The sequence below is a fragment of the Neorhizobium sp. DAR64872/K0K18 genome (genome assembly GCF_050500175.1).
GTDB lineage: Bacteria > Pseudomonadota > Alphaproteobacteria > Rhizobiales > Rhizobiaceae > Neorhizobium > Neorhizobium soli.
The window spans coordinates 3,496,951-3,513,569 of sequence record NZ_CP191446.1; the positions used below are offsets into that span (position 1 = coordinate 3,496,951).

At 61.7% G+C, this 16,619-nt stretch carries 15 protein-coding genes; 6 read left to right on the forward strand and 9 right to left on the reverse strand.

What is annotated here, in order from left to right; genetic code table 11:
• Nucleotides 1-8: 8 nt before the first annotated feature.
• The 5 genes from hisF to hisB are packed head-to-tail and all read right to left on the reverse strand — an operon-like array spanning nucleotide 9 to nucleotide 3,295.
• Nucleotides 9-785, reverse strand: a complete 777-nt coding sequence (hisF, locus tag ACQY1P_RS22455) for an imidazole glycerol phosphate synthase subunit HisF (protein ID WP_325265641.1) — start codon at nucleotides 783-785, stop codon at nucleotides 9-11.
• Nucleotides 782-1,525: a 1-(5-phosphoribosyl)-5-[(5-phosphoribosylamino)methylideneamino]imidazole-4-carboxamide isomerase gene (gene hisA, locus ACQY1P_RS22460; RefSeq protein WP_430255566.1), complete on the reverse strand. Its 744-nt coding sequence runs from the start codon at nucleotides 1,523-1,525 to the stop codon at nucleotides 782-784. Before hisA ends, hisF begins: the two co-directional genes overlap by 4 nt.
• Before the next feature lie 2 nt (nucleotides 1,526-1,527).
• Nucleotides 1,528-2,178, reverse strand: coding sequence for an imidazole glycerol phosphate synthase subunit HisH (gene hisH, locus ACQY1P_RS22465; protein WP_062463007.1), 651 nt, complete (start codon nucleotides 2,176-2,178; stop codon nucleotides 1,528-1,530).
• On the reverse strand, nucleotides 2,178-2,666 hold the full coding sequence (locus tag ACQY1P_RS22470) for a DUF2628 domain-containing protein (RefSeq protein WP_430250723.1): 489 nt from the start codon (nucleotides 2,664-2,666) through the stop codon (nucleotides 2,178-2,180). The genes hisH and ACQY1P_RS22470 overlap by 1 nt, the downstream gene beginning before the upstream one ends.
• Nucleotides 2,667-2,686: 20 nt before the next feature.
• The gene (gene hisB, locus ACQY1P_RS22475) at nucleotides 2,687-3,295 is read right to left on the reverse strand and encodes an imidazoleglycerol-phosphate dehydratase HisB (protein ID WP_062463073.1); all 609 of its coding nucleotides are present in this window, start codon (nucleotides 3,293-3,295) and stop codon (nucleotides 2,687-2,689) included.
• A gap of 213 nt (nucleotides 3,296-3,508) precedes the next feature.
• Between hisB and hslV the strand changes: the two genes are divergently transcribed.
• The 5 genes from hslV (at nucleotide 3,509) to ACQY1P_RS22500 (ending at nucleotide 10,299) form a co-directional block, all read left to right on the forward strand.
• A complete protein-coding gene (hslV, locus tag ACQY1P_RS22480; protein WP_062463013.1) occupies nucleotides 3,509-4,036 on the forward strand; it encodes an ATP-dependent protease subunit HslV in 528 nt (175 codons plus the stop codon).
• 74 nt (nucleotides 4,037-4,110) lie between these two features.
• Nucleotides 4,111-5,418 carry an ATP-dependent protease ATPase subunit HslU gene (hslU, locus tag ACQY1P_RS22485; protein ID WP_062577159.1) on the forward strand — a complete coding sequence of 436 codons (1,308 nt, stop codon included), beginning with the start codon at nucleotides 4,111-4,113 and terminating at the stop codon, nucleotides 5,416-5,418.
• Nucleotides 5,419-5,617: 199 nt separating this feature from the next.
• Nucleotides 5,618-6,553 carry a DUF1402 family protein gene (locus tag ACQY1P_RS22490; RefSeq protein ID WP_062463019.1) on the forward strand — a complete coding sequence of 312 codons (936 nt, stop codon included), beginning with the start codon at nucleotides 5,618-5,620 and terminating at the stop codon, nucleotides 6,551-6,553.
• A 43-nt stretch (nucleotides 6,554-6,596) separates the two neighbouring features.
• Nucleotides 6,597-8,000, forward strand: coding sequence for a cytochrome P450 (locus ACQY1P_RS22495; protein WP_430255568.1), 1,404 nt, complete (start codon nucleotides 6,597-6,599; stop codon nucleotides 7,998-8,000).
• A 124-nt stretch (nucleotides 8,001-8,124) separates the two neighbouring features.
• Nucleotides 8,125-10,299: a malate synthase G gene (locus tag ACQY1P_RS22500; RefSeq protein WP_430255570.1), complete on the forward strand. Its 2,175-nt coding sequence runs from the start codon at nucleotides 8,125-8,127 to the stop codon at nucleotides 10,297-10,299.
• Between the two features lie 75 nt (nucleotides 10,300-10,374).
• On the opposite strand, the gene ACQY1P_RS22505 is transcribed toward ACQY1P_RS22500, so the two are convergent.
• On the reverse strand, nucleotides 10,375-11,058 hold the full coding sequence (locus tag ACQY1P_RS22505) for a L,D-transpeptidase (RefSeq protein ID WP_113167228.1): 684 nt from the start codon (nucleotides 11,056-11,058) through the stop codon (nucleotides 10,375-10,377).
• 188 nt (nucleotides 11,059-11,246) lie between these two features.
• On the opposite strand from ACQY1P_RS22505, the gene ACQY1P_RS22510 reads away from it, so the two are divergent.
• A complete protein-coding gene (locus tag ACQY1P_RS22510) occupies nucleotides 11,247-11,735 on the forward strand; it encodes an MmcB family DNA repair protein (RefSeq protein ID WP_192078934.1) in 489 nt (162 codons plus the stop codon).
• Nucleotides 11,736-11,743: 8 nt separating this feature from the next.
• Here ACQY1P_RS22510 and ACQY1P_RS22515 read toward each other — a convergent pair whose 3' ends face one another.
• The 3 genes from ACQY1P_RS22515 to hrpB all read right to left on the reverse strand — a co-directional run bounded on the left by ACQY1P_RS22515 (nucleotide 11,744) and on the right by hrpB (nucleotide 16,337).
• Nucleotides 11,744-12,319, reverse strand: coding sequence for an ActR/PrrA/RegA family redox response regulator transcription factor (locus ACQY1P_RS22515; RefSeq protein WP_062463032.1), 576 nt, complete (start codon nucleotides 12,317-12,319; stop codon nucleotides 11,744-11,746).
• 67 nt (nucleotides 12,320-12,386) lie between these two features.
• Nucleotides 12,387-13,712, reverse strand: coding sequence for an ActS/PrrB/RegB family redox-sensitive histidine kinase (locus tag ACQY1P_RS22520; RefSeq protein WP_174197350.1), 1,326 nt, complete (start codon nucleotides 13,710-13,712; stop codon nucleotides 12,387-12,389).
• Nucleotides 13,713-13,838: 126 nt separating this feature from the next.
• The gene (hrpB, locus tag ACQY1P_RS22525; protein ID WP_430255572.1) at nucleotides 13,839-16,337 is read right to left on the reverse strand and encodes an ATP-dependent helicase HrpB; all 2,499 of its coding nucleotides are present in this window, start codon (nucleotides 16,335-16,337) and stop codon (nucleotides 13,839-13,841) included.
• Nucleotides 16,338-16,619 lie beyond the last annotated feature (282 nt).

The following is a 16,619-nucleotide window of genomic DNA, read 5'->3' on the forward strand; positions in this document are numbered from 1 at the left end:
CCCGAATATCAGTCGAGCCGCATGGCAATGCCATGGTCGGCCATATAGCGCTTTGCCTCGCCAATCGAATAGGTCCCGAAGTGGAAAATCGAGGCGGCGAGAACGGCGGTCGCATGGCCCTCTTTCACGCCCGCAACGAGATCGTCCAGCGTGCCGACGCCGCCCGAGGCGATGACGGGAACGCGAACCGAATCGGCAATCGTGCGGGTCAGCGCCAGATCGTAGCCGATCTTCGTGCCGTCGCGGTCCATCGAGGTCACGAGCAACTCGCCGGCGCCGCGCTCGACCATCTTTCGCGCAAACTCGACAGCATCGATCCCGGTCGCAGTGCGTCCGCCATGGGTGAAGATCTCCCAGCGATCGCTCTCGCCGGCGGAGGACACCCGCTTGGCATCGATCGACACGACGATGCACTGGTTGCCGAACTTGTTGGCGGCTTCGTAGACGAAATCCGGATTGTTCACGGCAGCGGAGTTGATCGAGACCTTGTCGGCCCCGGCCAGCAGCAGCTTGCGGATATCGGCAATGGCGCGAACGCCGCCGCCGACGGTCAGCGGCATGAAGCAGTGTTCGGCGGTGCGCGCGACGACGTCGAAGATCGTGTCGCGATTGTCTGACGAAGCAGTGATGTCGAGGAAGCAGAGTTCGTCGGCACCGGCAGCGTCATAGGCTTTTGCGGCCTCGACCGGATCGCCGGCATCGATCAGATCGACGAAATTGACGCCCTTGACGACGCGGCCGTCCTTCACGTCGAGACAGGGAATGACACGGGCCTTGAGGGTCATGCGGCTTCTCCTCTCGCGGCGCGAATCAGCGACAGCGCTTCGTCAGGATTAATACGGCCGTCATAGAGCGCGCGACCGGAAATTGCGCCCTCGAGGCGGGCCGCGTCCGGTTGCAACATGCGGTGGATATCATCCATCGAGGCAAGACCGCCCGACGCGATGACGGGAATGGAAACTGCATCTGCCAGTTCCAGCGTCGAGGCCCAGTTGATGCCGGCGAGAATCCCGTCGCGGTCGATATCGGTATAGATGATTGCCGAAACACCCGCGCCTTCGAATTTCTTCGCAAGCTCGATGACGCCAAGCTCGGACGCTTCAGCCCAGCCTTCCACCGCCACTTTGCCACCCTTGGCATCGATGCCGACGGCGACCTGGCCCGGAAACTTCTCGCATGCCTCGATGACGAGGGCAGGATCGCGCACCGCAACAGTGCCGAGAATGACACGCGCCAATCCGCGGCTAAGCCACGCTTCGATATGCTCGAGCGTCCGGATGCCGCCGCCGAGCTGCACCGGGTTCTTCGTTGCCTTCAGGATCGCATCGACGGCCGTGCCATTGACGCTTTCGCCGGCAAAGGCGCCGTTGAGGTCCACTACGTGCAGCCACTCGAAACCCTGGTCCTCAAAGGCCTTGGCCTGGTCCGCAGGGTCCGGATTGTAGACGGTTGCCTGCTCCATGTCGCCAAGCTTGAGGCGCACGCACTGGCCGTCCTTGAGATCGATAGCCGGGAAAAGAATCATGTTCAGGGCTTCCAGCGCAGGAAGTTGGAAATCAGGGCGAGGCCAAGTGTCTGGCTCTTTTCCGGATGGAATTGCGCCCCCACCATGTTGTCGCGTCCGACGAATGCCGTCATCGCGCCACCGTATTCGGTTGTGGCAATCACGTCGGAAGGGTTGGCGGCGGCCAGATGGTAGGAGTGCACGAAATAGGCGTGCAGCCCGTCCGGTCCGGTCGGAATGCCATCGAACAGAGGATGCGGGTTGACGAGCTCCAGCGTGTTCCAGCCGATCTGCGGGATCTTCAAGCCGGGATCGGACGGCGTCATCTCGACGACGTCGCCCTTGATCCAGCCGAACCCTTCGCTGGTGGTCTTTTCGAGCCCGCGCGAGGACATCAACTGCATGCCGACGCAGACCCCGAGGAAGGGCCGCGCTTTTGTCTCGACGGCTTCGATCAGCGCCTCGTGCATCCCCGAAACGGCATCAAGCCCCGCCCGGCAATCGGCATAGGCGCCAACGCCTGGAAGAACGACGCGGTCAGCCGAGGCGACGGCGTCAGGCTTGTCGGTAAGGTCGATTTCAGCGTCGATGCCGGCCTCGCGGGCGGCGCGTTCGAAAGCCTTGGTGGCGGATCGGAGATTGCCCGATCCGTAGTCGATGATTGCGACGCGCATCAGCGTGCTCCGTGATCGAAAAGTCCGGCGCCGGAACTCTGCCATCCGGCAGCGGCGGGGGAAGGGGTGTTCGTCTGTGGCGCCCATTCGGAAAGAGTAGGCATTGCGCTCGGTTCAGGCTGCGGCAGATTGGAGAAATACATCTGCTCGGCCGTGCTTCTGTCCTGCGCAAACACGACAGTTTCGAGCGTGTAGCCCCGGCGCTGCAGCGACTGCGAATAGAGATGCCGGCCTTCCAGCGCAACGATGAGGTTCATCGCAAAGCCGAGCAGCCAGCCGCCGATCGCGAAACCCGGCATGGTCGAAAGAACGCCGCTGCCGGTCTGGATGGCGAGTGCGACCGCGCCGGCGATCCACATCCGGTGCCAGAACAGCCAGATCCAGGAAAGCAGGAATGCCGGCCAGGAAAAGCCGTCCGGCATGATGATGGTGGAACGGTGCTCCCTGTCGGGGCCATTTTTCGGCGTCAGAACGAGATAGCTTCTCAAGGATGAAACTCCTGGAAGCGTCAGGCAAGCGTACCCTTGGTCGAAGGAACGCGATTGGCCTGCCGCGGATCGATTTCTGTCGCGATGCGCAACACGCGCGCCACGGATTTGAAGCAGGTCTCGGCGATATGATGGTTGTTGGCGCCGTAATGGTTGAGGATATGCAGCGTGATCCCGGCATTCTGGGCCAGCGCGTTGAAGAATTCCCGCACCAGTTCCGTATCGAACGTGCCGATCTTCGGGGCCGAGAACGAAACGTTCCAGACCAGGAACGGCCGGCCCGACACGTCGACCGCAGCCTTCGTCATCGTTTCGTCCATGGCGAGATCGAGCGAAGCATAGCGGGCAATGCCGCGCCGGTCGCCGAGCGCCTTGGAAATGGCCTGGCCAATCGCGATGCCGGTGTCTTCCACCGTATGGTGATCGTCGACATGCAGGTCGCCCTTCACGTCGATTTCCATGTCGATCAACGAATGGCGCGACAGCTGGTCCAGCATATGGTCGAAAAACCCGACGCCCGTCGAAATCTTCGACGTGCCGGTGCCGTCAAGATTGACGGAAACCGAAACGGAGGTCTCGTTGGTCTTGCGGGAAACGCTTCCCGTACGTGTGGCTGTCGTATCGCCCATCAGGTCACCCATGCTTATTATGCGCGCTCCATATCAGGCGGCAGATCAAATATCCAGCAAAAGCACGGCCGAAGCGCGGCCGGTACGCTGTGCCGTTTCGGCAAGATTGTATTCGGCGGATGCCCACTTACATAGGGCTCAACGGAGCCGCCATGAACGTCGCTGGGGCTCGCAATCGAAGGCGCCCTCCAGGGGCTTTTAGAGGTATATGGAATGACAACGATTATTACGGTCCGAAAGGGCGGCAAGGTGGTGATGGCCGGTGACGGTCAGGTGAGCCTGGGCCAGACGGTGATGAAGGGCAATGCCCGCAAGGTGCGCCGAATTGGCAAAACCGGCGATGTGATCGCCGGGTTCGCCGGCGCCACTGCGGATGCCTTCACGCTTCTCGATCGCCTCGAAAAGAAGCTCGAGCAGTATCCCGGCCAGCTGATGCGCGCCGCCGTCGAACTTGCCAAGGACTGGCGCACCGACAAGTATCTGCGCAATCTCGAGGCGATGATGCTGGTTGCCGACAAGTCGATCACGCTCGCCGTCACCGGCAACGGCGATGTGCTGGAGCCCGAACACGGCACGATCGCCATCGGCTCCGGCGGAAACTACGCCTATGCGGCTGCCCGCGCGCTGATGGACACGGACATGTCGGCCGAAGAGGTTGCCCGCAAGGGGCTCGATATCGCGGCCGATATCTGCGTCTACACCAATCACAATCTCGTCGTCGAAACGCTCGACGCCGAATAACGCCATCCAAGCCAGAGGATCTCTCACGGGCCGGGCCTGACAGGACGGTTGACGAGGGACGCCAAGAGGAACTCATGACCAATTTTTCTCCCCGGGAAATCGTTTCCGAGCTCGACCGCCACATCATTGGCCAGCACGACGCCAAGCGCGCCGTTGCCATTGCGCTTCGAAACCGTTGGCGCCGTCATCAGCTGGACGAAAGCCTGCGTGACGAAGTCATGCCGAAGAACATCCTGATGATCGGGCCGACCGGCGTCGGCAAGACGGAGATCTCTCGTCGCCTTGCAAAGCTAGCCGGCGCTCCCTTCATCAAGGTTGAAGCCACCAAGTTCACCGAGGTCGGCTATGTCGGGCGTGACGTCGAACAGATCATCCGCGATCTCGTCGAGATCGGCATCGGCCTGATCCGTGAGAAAAAACGCACCGAAGTGCAGGCGAAGGCGCAGGCAAGTGCCGAGGAGCGCGTGCTCGATGCGCTCGTTGGATCGACGGCCTCTCCTGCCACCCGCGACAGTTTCCGCAAGCGCCTGCGCAGCGGAGAGCTTGACGAGAAGGAAATCGAGATCGAGGTGGCCGATACCAGTTCGGGCATGCCCGGCTTCGACATTCCCGGCATGCCGGGCGGCAATATCGGCGTTCTCAACCTCTCCGACATGTTCGGCAAGGCGATGGGTGGGCGCACCAAGAAGGTCAAAACCACCGTTGCCAAGTCCTACGGCGAACTGGTGCGCGACGAATCCGACAAGCTGATCGACAACGAGGTGATACAGCGCGAAGCCGTGCGTTCGGTTGAGAATGACGGCATCGTGTTCCTGGACGAGATCGACAAGATCGCTGCCCGTGACGGCGGCATGGGCGCCGGTGTTTCACGTGAAGGCGTGCAGCGCGACCTGTTGCCGCTTGTCGAGGGCACCACGGTCTCGACCAAATACGGACCGGTGAAGACCGATCATATCCTGTTCATCGCTTCCGGCGCCTTCCACGTGTCGAAGCCGTCTGACCTTCTGCCGGAGCTTCAGGGTCGCCTGCCGATCCGCGTTGAACTGAAGCCGCTGACGAAGGAAGATTTCCGCCGCATCCTGACGGAAACCGAGGCAAGCCTGATCCGGCAGTACAAGGCGCTGATGGGCACGGAAGATCTGGCGCTCGACTTTACCGATGACGCGCTCGACGCGCTGGCCGATGTCGCGGTGCATCTCAACTCCACTGTCGAGAATATCGGTGCTCGCCGGTTGCAGACGGTGATGGAGCGCGTGCTGGACGAGATTTCCTTCACCGCGCCCGATCAGGGCGGCACGGCGATCACGATCGATGCCGAATATGTCCGCAAGCATGTCGGCGATCTCGCCAACGATACCGACCTGTCGCGTTACATCCTCTGACCTTGAATTCGTGGCAGCCGGGCAACGACCGGCTGCTGCTCGCCTTGGCAGTGACGCTATTTTGAATGCCACTCTCTCGACATTACAGCATCTCTTCACGTAAGGGTGACGCGCTTTCGTGATGCGCCGCTCTCCCCCGCCTGACTGTTTCGGCGTCTGGAGCGTTATCAGTGCAGACCGTAATTGGGACACGACAATTTTGAAACGCCTCCTGCTTGCATTTCTGATGACCGTCGCATGGACGGCCGCTTCCACGACCTACGCGGCCGCGGTGACCATCGTGCCGGAAGGCAACCGCAATACGGTGCAGCCGAAAGTGCCGGGTGCTTCCGTGCGCCGAACCCGCGCCGGCCGCACCACCTTCGACGACAAGTATGAAAAGATCCGCGATCTGCTCGCAACCGACAAGAAACTGATCGGCAAGATCAGATCTGCGGCAGCGGCCTACGGCTTCGATCCGATCCATATCGTCGGCGCGATCGTTGGCGAGCACACCTATAATGTCGATGCCTATGACCGGTTGCAGACCTATTACATCAAGGCCGCCGCCTATGCCGGCAACAGTTTCCGCTTCGGCTACGACGACGAATCGATCAAGGATTTTCTCGACCGCCCGCAATTTGCAAAATGCAGCACGGGGCTCGACTCCTACCGTCTCTGGACCTGCCGGGAAAATGTCTGGGAAGACGCTTTCCGTGGCCGCAAGGTCGATGGCAAGGCGTTTCCGGACAATCGTTTCAGCGCGGTCTTCTTCCAGCCCTTCTATGCCGGCCAGACCTTCGGCCTCGGCCAGCTCAATCCGCTGACGGCGATGATGTTTTCAGACACCGTCGCCCGCGTTTCCGGTTACCCGAAGCTGGACGAGAACAAGGCATCGGAAGTCTATGACGCTATCATGGACCCGGACAAGTCGCTGGCCTACATGGCGGCCAACATCCGCCGTTCGATCGACGACTACAAGACGATTGCGAATGTCGATATCTCCCGCAATCCCGGCATCACAGCCACTCTCTATAACACCGGCGGCTCGGCACAACGTGCGGCAGCCTTGAGGGCGCGCGGCGGTTTGCCGGAAGAGAATTATTACGGCTGGCTGGTCAACGATAAGATCGCCGAGTTGAAATCGCTCTTCTGAGTTCTGATATGTTCTTCATCTCTTAAAGATGAGGACCCTTCATATGGACATGCGCCCCGAACCTTTCGTGCCACCGGCACCGGAGCCGCGCACCGTCCCGCCGTCGCGGCTGGAAGTCATCCGCACCGTGATGCGCAATCCGCTCGAACTGTGGGGAAAGCCGTCCTACACGCTTCCCTGGATCGAGACGAAGTTCCTCAAGGAACGCACCCTCATCGTCAACGATCCGGGCCTCATCCGGCACATTCTTGTCGATAATTCCGCCAATTACGAGATGTCGGAGATCCGGCAGCTCATCCTGCGGCCGATCCTGCGTGACGGGTTGCTGACGGCGGAAGGGCCCGTGTGGAAGCGCTCGCGCAAGGCGATGGCACCGGTGTTCACGCCGCGCCACTCCCGCGGATTTGCCGGCCAGATGCTGGCGAAGTCGGAGGAGTATGTCGAGAAGTATGCGGCCGACCATCCTTCGGGCGCGGTCCACGACATCTCGGTCGACATGACGGAACTTGCGTTCGCCATCCTTTCCGAGACACTGTTTTCCGGCGAGATCGTCACCGAGAGCGAGAAATTTTCCGATGACGTCGACAGTCTGCTGCATCGCATGGGCCGTGTCGATCCGATGGATCTTCTGCGCGCCCCGCCTTGGGTGCCGCGCCTGACGCGGATCGGTGGCCAGCGCGTGCTGGACAAGTTCCGCAAGGTCGTCGCCGATACGATGCTCCAGCGCCAGAAGCGGATGCGCGAGACGCCGGATGCCGTACCGCAGGATTTCCTGACACTGCTGCTGCAGCTCGAAGGGCCCGACGGCCTGACGATGGCGGAAATCGAAGACAATATCCTGACCTTCATCGGCGCCGGCCACGAAACGACGGCGAGGGCGCTCGCCTGGACGCTGTATTGCGTCGGCCAGTCGCCGCATGTGCGCGATGCGATGGAAACGGAGATCGATCAGGTCTTGAGCGAAGGGGCCGAACCGGTCGACTGGCTGGAGAGAATGCCCTGGGTGAGGGCCGCTTTCGAGGAAGCGCTGCGGCTCTATCCGCCGGCGCCCTCCATCAACCGCGCGGCAATCCGTGGCGATCGCTGGACCAGCCCGACGGGCGAGACCGTGACCATCGATGCGGGCGTGACGGTTCTCGTCATGCCATGGACACTGCATCGGCATGAACTCTACTGGGAAAAGCCGCGCGCGTTCATGCCCGAACGCTTCCTTCCGGAAAACCGCGGCAATATCAATCGCTTCCAGTACCTGCCGTTTGGGGCGGGGCCGCGCACTTGTATCGGTGCGGTCTTTGCCATGCAGGAGGCGGTGATCGCGCTTGCCGTGCTGATGAAGCGCTACCGGTTCGATGTGGTTCCGGGCACCAAAGTCTGGCCCGTCCAGAAACTGACCACCCAGCCGCAGGACGGAATACCCATGAAGGTGGTCCGTCGGCGCTCCACGTGAAACACCTCTTGTAGGCGGTCCATATCGGCCAATGATTTCCTGGTCGATGGCATCGTCGGCGATTGACAGACAGGGTCTTGCGGGCAATCTGCATGTCACCAAAAAATCATACGGGAGGCGCGGCATGACTCGCATCGAAAAAAACGGACTGCAGATCGATCAGAAGCTGCACGACTTTCTGGTTACGGAAGCGCTTCCCGAGACCGGTATTGATGCCGACCATTTCTTCGCCGAGTTTTCCGTGATCGTTCACGACCTTGCGCCGAAGAACCGGGCGCTTCTGTCCAGGCGCGATGCGTTTCAGCTCGAGATCGACGAGTGGTACCGCAAGCACGGTGCACCGAACGACCTGGCTGCCTACGAGGAATTCCTGCGCGAGATCGGCTATCTCCTTCCCGAAGGACCCGATTTTAAGGTCTCGACGGAAAACGTCGATCCGGAAATTGCCGGCATCGCCGGCCCGCAGCTCGTCGTCCCCGTGATGAATGCACGCTATGCACTAAACGCCGCCAATGCCCGCTGGGGTTCGCTCTATGATGCGCTTTATGGCACGGACGCCATCCCGGAAGTGGATGGTGCCGACAAGGGCAAGGGCTACAATCCTGTCCGCGGCAAACAGGTAATCGCCTGGGTGCGCGACTTCCTCGATCAGTCGGCTCCGCTTTCCGGCGCCAGCTGGAAGGATGCAGACTCCTTCAAGGTGGAAGATGCCGCCCTGTTCGTGACGCTGTCGAACGGCGAGGTGACAGGCCTGACCGATCCGACGCAGTTTGCCGGCTATCTGGGCGAACCGAACCGGATCCTGCTTGTGCGCAACAACCTGCATGTCGAAATCGTCATCGATCCGGCAACCGCGATCGGCAAGGACGATCCGGCCCATATTTCTGATGTGCGAATCGAATCGGCGATCACCACAATCATGGACTGCGAAGATTCGGTCGCCGCTGTCGACGCTGAGGATAAGGTTGCCGTCTATCGCAACTGGCTCGGCCTGATGAAGGGCGATCTCGCGGAAGAGGTTGCCAAGGGTGGCAAGAACTTCCTGCGCACGCTCAACCCGGATTTTGACTATACGGCGCCCAATGGCGCAACCGTCGAAGTCAAAGCCCGCTCGCTGATGCTGATCCGCAATGTCGGCCACCTCATGACCAACCCGGCCATTCTCGACCGCGACGGCCATGAAGTGCCCGAAGGCATCATGGATGCTGTCGTCACGGCGCTGATCGCCATCCACGACATCGGTCGCAAGGATGGCGGCATCACCGGCCGCCGCAAGAATTCGAAGCTCGGCTCCATGTATGTGGTCAAGCCGAAGATGCACGGGCCGGAAGAAGTGGCCTTCGCAGCCGAGATCTTCACGCGCGTCGAACAGGCGCTCGGCCTTGCCGACAATGCCATGAAGATGGGCATCATGGACGAAGAGCGCCGCACCACGATCAACCTCAAGGAAGCGATCCGCGCCGCGAAGGAGCGCGTCGTGTTTATCAACACCGGCTTCCTCGACCGCACCGGCGACGAGATCCACACCTCGATGGAAGCCGGCCCGATGATCCGCAAGGGCGACATGAAGCAGGCAGCCTGGATTGCGGCCTATGAGAACTGGAATGTCGATATCGGCCTCGCCTGCGGGCTGTCCGGCCATGCACAGATCGGCAAGGGCATGTGGGCGATGCCGGATCTGATGGCGGCGATGCTCGAGCAGAAGATCGGTCACCCGAAAGCGGGCGCCAACACCGCCTGGGTCCCGTCGCCGACGGCGGCGACGCTGCATGCCACCCATTATCACACGGTCGATGTCGCCGAGGTCCAGAAGGGGTTGAAGACCCGTACCCGTGCCAAACTCTCCGATATCCTGTCGGTGCCTGTCGCCTCGCGGCCGAACTGGACGCCGGAAGAAATCCAGCGCGAACTCGACAACAATGCGCAGGGCATTCTCGGCTACGTCGTGCGCTGGATCGACCAGGGCGTCGGCTGCTCCAAGGTGCCGGATATCAACGACATCGCGCTGATGGAAGACCGGGCGACCCTGCGCATCTCGTCGCAGCATATGGCCAACTGGCTGCACCACAAGCTTGTCACCGAAGAGCAGATCGTCGAGACGCTGAAGCGGATGGCGGCTGTGGTCGATGGCCAGAACGAAGGCGATCCGCTCTATACGCCGATGGCAGCTAACTTCGAAGCCTCGGTCGCCTTTCAGGCAGCGCTCGAACTGGTGCTCAAGGGTCGCGAACAGCCGAACGGCTATACCGAACCGGTCCTGCATCGCCGCCGGCTGGAACTCAAGGCAAAGGCTGGTTAATCCGGTCCGTCGCCCAGACACAAAAAAGCCGCCGGGAAATCCTCGGCGGCTTTTGCATTTGCAGGCGTTGAACCCTTACTGGATCACGACGACCTTGGTGTTGCGACCCGGACGGACGCGGCTGTAGAGGTCGATCACGTCCTGGTTCATAAGACGGATGCAGCCCGACGAAGCGGCGGTGCCAATCGAGGCCCATTCCGGCGTTCCATGCAGGCGGAACAGTGTGTCCTGGCCCTTTTCGTTGAACAGATACATGGCGCGTGCACCAAGCGGGTTCGACAGACCGGGGCCCATGCCGTTTTCGACATAACGGGCGATGTCCGGCTTGCGCACTGCCATTTCCTTCGGCGGATGCCAGTTCGGCCATTCCTGCTTCCAGGCAACATAGGCGGTACCCGACCATGCGAAGCCCTGCTTGCCGACGCCGATACCATAGCGCATCGCACGACCACCCGGCAGGATGAAATAGAGATGACGCTCGCGGGTGTTGACGATGACCGTTCCCGGCCGCTCATTCGTCTCGTAATTGACGACCTGGCGAACGAACTGCGGCTTCACCCGGTTGATCGGGATCGCCGGCAGGGTGTAACCTGCATCGGTGATCGACCCATACGAATCGGTAAAGATCTGCGCCGTCTCGATACGGACCGGAGCTTCGGCCTGGGCGACCGTCCGGGGTGTGTCGGACGTAGTGGAGCAGCCGGCCAGGGCAGAGGTTGCCAACAGGCCGAGTGCGAGCATGCTGTTGCGAAAGCGCATGGATGTCTCTTGATGTACGAATCGATTGAAATGGGCGCTCAGGCGCCTTCGGACCCGTTATTTTCCATAGCGCAGCGCTTGGCAAGCGATAGCAGTGAGCCAGGGGATCGCGCTTCCACGAATGCAAAAGGCAATGTCCTTTTTGCAACATCCGTAACCCCCCGGAGGGGCTGTGACAGGTCAAGTGCATGACGATATTGAATATTGCCAATAATAACCCGCTGGTCGACGGCCGTCAGTCGTCGCGGGCCATGATGGTCCGCCGGGGCATGCAGATCCTGCTCCATGACATGCGGCATGCCATTCTTCCGGAAATGGCGCTTTCAAATGGTCGCCGCGCCGATCTGATTACAGTGTCGGAGAAGGGCGAGATCTGGATCATCGAGATCAAGACGTCCATCGAGGACTTCCGGGTGGATCGCAAATGGCCTGATTACCGCGCCTCCTGCGACCGGCTGTTCTTCGCCACCCACAAGGACGTTCCGCTCGATATCTTTCCGGAGGATTGCGGCCTGTTCCTGTCCGATGGCTACGGCGCCCACCAGATGCGCGAGGCGCCGGAACACAGGCTTGCGCCCGCGTCGCGCAAATCGATCATGCTGAATTTCTCCCGCGTTGCCGCAAGAAGGCTGATGCTGGCCGAATGGGCGACCGGCAAAAGCTTCGACGACATCTGACCGGCGACTTACTTCGGTGCGCGCTTGGCAAGAATCCGCTGCAGCGTGCGCCGGTGCATGTTCAGCCGCCTTGCGGTTTCCGAAACATTGCGCTCGCAAGCCTCGTAAACGCGCTGGATATGTTCCCAACGCACCCGATCGGCAGACATCGGGTTCTCGGGCACATCGGCCTTTTCGCCCGGGCGCTGCATCAACGCGTTGAACACGTCGTCCGCATCCGCAGGCTTCGACAGATAGTCGAGCGCCCCGAGCTTAACAGCCGTCACCGCGGTCGCGATATTGCCGTAGCCGGTCAGCACCACGATCTTGGTGTCCGAACCGGACTTCTGGATGGCTTCGATCACGTCGAGACCGTTGCCGTCACCCAGCCGCAAATCGACCACGGCATATTTCGGCGGCCGGGCTTCGGCCTTGGCGATCCCTTCGGCGACCGATTCCGCTGCATCCACGATAAAGCCGCGGCTTTCCATGGCGCGCGCCAGACGCCGCAGGAACGGACCGTCGTCATCGACGAGAAGCAGGAACGGATCGTCTCCGAGCTGGGCATCGTCGAGGGCGGGCATGTTTTCAGAATTCGTATCCATCGTCTGTCTCCACGGACAACGGTCCGTTGCTGCACTTCAATATGGGTCGCGTTGGCAAAGCGGCCACTCATTTTATCGCCGGCCGGTCCATCAGGCTGCGCGGCCATTCGATCCGGATCCGGGCGCCTGCCTTGCCGGCATCGCGGTTGCCGAACTTGAGCGATGCCCCCGATCGCTCCAGCAGCGTCTTGGCGATGAAGAGCCCGAGCCCGAGCCCACCCGCGCTTTCGTCTTCGCGAGACCGCGTGGTCATATAGGGCTCGCCGATATGGGCGAGTATATCCGGCGCATAACCCGGCCCATCATCCTCGATCGTGATGGCGACCCGCGACGCGGTGTGTTCGGTGGTCACCGTGACCTTCTCTCTGGCATAATCGACGGCATTCTCGACAAGGTTGCCGAGACCATAGAGAATTGCCGGGTTGCGATTGCCGACCGGCTCGCCGGCAATGTCGCTTTTTTCGACGAGTTCCACATCGATGCCGAATTGCCGATGCGGCGCAATCACCTCCTCGATCAGCGACGACAGCGGCAGACGGCGCATATGCTCCTCGCTCTCGGTCGACAGCGATGTCAGCCGGCGCAGGATATCGCGGCAGCGTTCGCTCTGGCTGCGCAGCAAAAGCACGTCTTCGCGAAACCGGTCGTCTTCGCGCAGGTCGCGCAGCATTTCCTTGGCAACGACGCTGATCGTGGCAAGCGGCGTTCCAAGCTCGTGCGCGGCCGCGGCCGCCAGTCCGTCGAGCTGCGACAGGTGCTTTTCCCGCTCCAGCACCAGTTCGGTTGCGGCCAGCGCATCCGCCAGAAGCGCCGCCTCGCTCGAGACGCGGTAGGCATAAAAGGCGGCAAACATCATCATCGAGGCGATCGCGCACCAGACGCCGATCTGCATCACCGGCTGCGTCTCCAGCGTCTGGCCCGCATACCAGGGCACGTCGAAGGGCGAAAAGGCGATGGTGGTGGTGCAGATCAGGGCAAACACGATCAGCATGATCGAATGGCGCAAGGGTTGCGAGGCAAACGAAATGATCACCGGCACGCAGATCAGCGGCGCGAAGGGATTGGCAAGGCCACCGGTGATAAACAACAGCGACGCCATCTGCAGAAGATCGAAGCCCAGAAGCGCAATGACGGACCGCGGTCCCAGCCGATGCGTCGCTGGAAACCAGGCCGAGAGGGTAAGGTTCGCCACGGCAAGCGCCGCGATCAGGATTGCCGCCTCCATCAGGGGCAGCGGGAACTGCAGCACTAACGCGACGATCACCACCGTTGCCGTCTGTCCGGCAACCGCAAGCCAGCGCAGCCGCACCAGCGTCTGCAGGCGCATCCGCCGGCTGGATCGGCTGCGCACCGCATCGGAAAGGGCGATGACGCCGCTTTCGCTGGTCGCCATCTCGTCGCCGGACATGTCTCTGGTCGCCATCTCTTCTATGTCCCGCTTTCCGCTTCGACTGTCACGACGCTTTTCATAGCGCGCCGCATCTCGTGGTCGCAGGCGGCATTCTGTCACGTCTGCCTATCATGTCCCGCGCGGTTTCGCCCGCGCCGTCGGCAGAGCCTCTGCCGGATCTTCCGGCCACGGATGTTTCGGATAGCGTCCTCGCATGTCGGCGCGCACATCCTTCCACGATCCTGACCAGAAACCGGGGAGGTCTCTTGTCGTCTGGATCGGCCGGTGCGCGGGCGATGTCAGTTCGAGCAGCAGCGGCAGGCGCCCGCCCGCTACAGCCGGATGGGTCTTCAGCCCGAACAGTTCCTGAACCCGGATCGACAGGGTCGGCTCGTCTCCATCGTAGCGGATCGGATGCCGCTGTCCGGTCGGCGCTTCGAAATGCGTCGGTGCCAAGCGTCCCAGATCCTGCAGGATGTCGTAGGGAACAAGCGAGCGCAGCCCTTCCGAAAGACTGCCGGGCTGGATCGCGTCGATGCCGGAGGCCTGTCCCTGAAACGGAACGAACCATTCGGCAAGCCGATCGAGCAGTGCTGCATCATCCATATCAGGCCAAGGCGCACCGATCGTGCGGTGAAGGAAATCCAGCCGTTCACGCAGCTGCGCGCCGTCCTTGGAAAACGGTAGAACCTGAAGGCCCAGCTCCCGCACACCCTCGGCAAGTGCCAGGGCAGCGGCTTCGCCCGTCTTGCGGGGCAGCGGCTTTTCTTCGAACACGATGGCGCCAAGCCGTGTCACCTTGCGGGCCCGCAGCTTCAGGCTCTGGCGGTCGAACACCGTCTCATCCTGGCGGATAATCAGATCATCCAGCTCGGCCTCGATCTCTCCTCGGCTGGTTTCTGCTGCTGCAAGGATCCGCGCCTTGACGGCCCGGCCGGAAAGATCGGCGATAACAAGCATGGATGCACCCGCAAGCCGATCGGTTTCGGGCAGTTCCGCCCCGCGGCCGTTTGCCATCACGAACCGGCCACGCCCGCCGCGCTGGATTGCCACACGGTCCGGATAGGCGTGCAGCAGAAGCTGGCCGGCTGTCGCTGGCAAACCCGGTTGCGCCTTGCGGGGGAGACCTGAGGCGATCCGGTCCGCAAGCCGCCTTGCGGCGTCGGCGCGCTCGCCCTTTTCATTGCGAAACCGTCTCAGCCTCTCGTCGAGATCCACATCCGATCCGCCAAGCCCCTGTTCGGTCAGGAGCACGGCGAGCAGACAGGCCTGCCTTCCGTGGCCGTCATCTGCCGCCGAAATCGTCATCGCCGCAAGCCGCGGCGGCAGCGCCATGTCGCGCATGGTCTTTCCCCGCGCTGTCAACCGTCCCTGCTCATTGAAGGCGCCGAGCTGGGTCAGAAGGCTTTTCGCCTCCTTGAAGGCAGCGGCGGGCGGCGGATCGAGAAACGCCAACGATGCCGGATCCTCCACGCCCCAATGGGCAAGGTCGAGGACGAGGCTAGAGAGATCGCTCGCAAGGATCTGCGGTGGCGTGAATGCCGGCAGGGCCGCCGTCTGGCCGGCATGCCACAGACGAATGGCGATACCCGGTTCGGTTCGCCCGGCGCGTCCGGCCCGCTGATCCGCCGAGGCGCGCGAGGCCCGCACGGTTTCCAGTCGAGTAATGCCTGTCGAAGGCTCGAACACCGGAAGCCGCTGCAAACCGCTGTCGATCACGAGGCGCACCCCGTCGATCGTGATCGACGTCTCGGCGATCGAGGTCGCAAGCACGATTTTGCGCTGACCGGCCGGGCAGGGCCTGATCGCCAGATCCTGATCCCGCTGCGAAAGATTGCCGTAAAGCGGCACCACCAGCGTTTCAGGACCAAAACGTCCTTGCAGTCGCTCAGCCGTGCGCAGGATTTCCGCCTGGCCCGGCAGAAAGGCAAGGATGGATCCGGTTTCCGAACGGTGCGCTTCGATGATCGCGCGCGAGACCGTATCCTCGATCCGCTCGCCGCTAGGCCTGTCCTGATGGCGAATCTCGATCGGGTGGCCTCGTCCCTCGCTGACGATGACAGGCGGATCGGAAAGAAGCCCGGCAACGCGCTCGACATCGAGCGTTGCCGACATCACGAGGATGCGAAGGTCTTCCCGCAGCGCCGACTGGACATCGAGCGCAAGCGCCAGACCGAAATCCGCATCGAGCGAGCGTTCGTGGAATTCGTCGAAGATGACAGCGGAGACGCCCGCAAGTTCGGGATCGTCGAGCACCATGCGCGCGAACACGCCTTCGGTGACAACCTCGATCCGGGTTGCCGCGGAAACCCGGTTGTCGAGACGCATCCTGTAGCCGACGCGACCGCCCACCTCTTCTCCTATAAGAGAGGCCATGCGTGCCGCTGCGGCGCGCGCCGCAAGCCGCCGCGGTTCAAGCAGGATGATCTTGCCCCCGCACCACGGTTCAAAGAGAAGTGCCAGCGGCACCAGTGTCGTCTTGCCGGCGCCGGGTGGCGCGGAAATCACGGCCCGGTTGCCGTCACGCAGCGCCGACAGGATCTGAGGAAGCACATCCGAGACCGGAAGCTTCGGCAGCCCTGCGATGAGGGCCGCGCCTGACGATGCAGAAGGTAATGACGCAGACATTCCTGAACTCGCTTTTGAACGCTCTCTATATAACTCTCTCTATATAGAGACAGATACGCGCCACGACGCGGGAGCTAGCCCTCGAAGACCGGATAGGGCAACCAGGGAATCAGGGCTGGGACGGACCTCTGTTAGCAATCCGTCCTGACATAGGAATAGCCACTTCCGCAAAGGCAGCCTACTCCATCACAACTGCACGCTTTGTCATCACTGCCCAAATTCTACGCCGTATCAGTGGCTTCCGAGGGGTTGTGAAAGAAAAATGACATTTTTGAAAAAGCC

What these genes read in the sequence shown, in the direction of transcription:
- hisF (WP_325265641.1), bottom strand. Translation starts at nt 785, where the DNA reads ATGACCCTCAAGGCCCGTGTCATTCCCTGTCTCGACGTGAAGGACGGC.
- hisA (WP_430255566.1), bottom strand. Translation starts at nt 1,525, where the DNA reads ATGATTCTTTTCCCGGCTATCGATCTCAAGGACGGCCAGTGCGTGCGC.
- hisH (WP_062463007.1), bottom strand. Translation starts at nt 2,178, where the DNA reads ATGCGCGTCGCAATCATCGACTACGGATCGGGCAATCTCCGATCCGCC.
- hisB (WP_062463073.1), bottom strand. Translation starts at nt 3,295, where the DNA reads ATGGGCGATACGACAGCCACACGTACGGGAAGCGTTTCCCGCAAGACC.
- hslV (WP_062463013.1), top strand. Translation starts at nt 3,509, where the DNA reads ATGACAACGATTATTACGGTCCGAAAGGGCGGCAAGGTGGTGATGGCC.
- hslU (WP_062577159.1), top strand. Translation starts at nt 4,111, where the DNA reads ATGACCAATTTTTCTCCCCGGGAAATCGTTTCCGAGCTCGACCGCCAC.
- ACQY1P_RS22495 (WP_430255568.1), top strand. Translation starts at nt 6,597, where the DNA reads ATGGACATGCGCCCCGAACCTTTCGTGCCACCGGCACCGGAGCCGCGC.
- ACQY1P_RS22500 (WP_430255570.1), top strand. Translation starts at nt 8,125, where the DNA reads ATGACTCGCATCGAAAAAAACGGACTGCAGATCGATCAGAAGCTGCAC.
- ACQY1P_RS22505 (WP_113167228.1), bottom strand. Translation starts at nt 11,058, where the DNA reads ATGCGCTTTCGCAACAGCATGCTCGCACTCGGCCTGTTGGCAACCTCT.
- ACQY1P_RS22510 (WP_192078934.1), top strand. Translation starts at nt 11,247, where the DNA reads ATGACGATATTGAATATTGCCAATAATAACCCGCTGGTCGACGGCCGT.
- ACQY1P_RS22515 (WP_062463032.1), bottom strand. Translation starts at nt 12,319, where the DNA reads ATGGATACGAATTCTGAAAACATGCCCGCCCTCGACGATGCCCAGCTC.
- ACQY1P_RS22520 (WP_174197350.1), bottom strand. Translation starts at nt 13,712, where the DNA reads ATGGCGACCAGCGAAAGCGGCGTCATCGCCCTTTCCGATGCGGTGCGC.
- hrpB (WP_430255572.1), bottom strand. Translation starts at nt 16,337, where the DNA reads ATGTCTGCGTCATTACCTTCTGCATCGTCAGGCGCGGCCCTCATCGCA.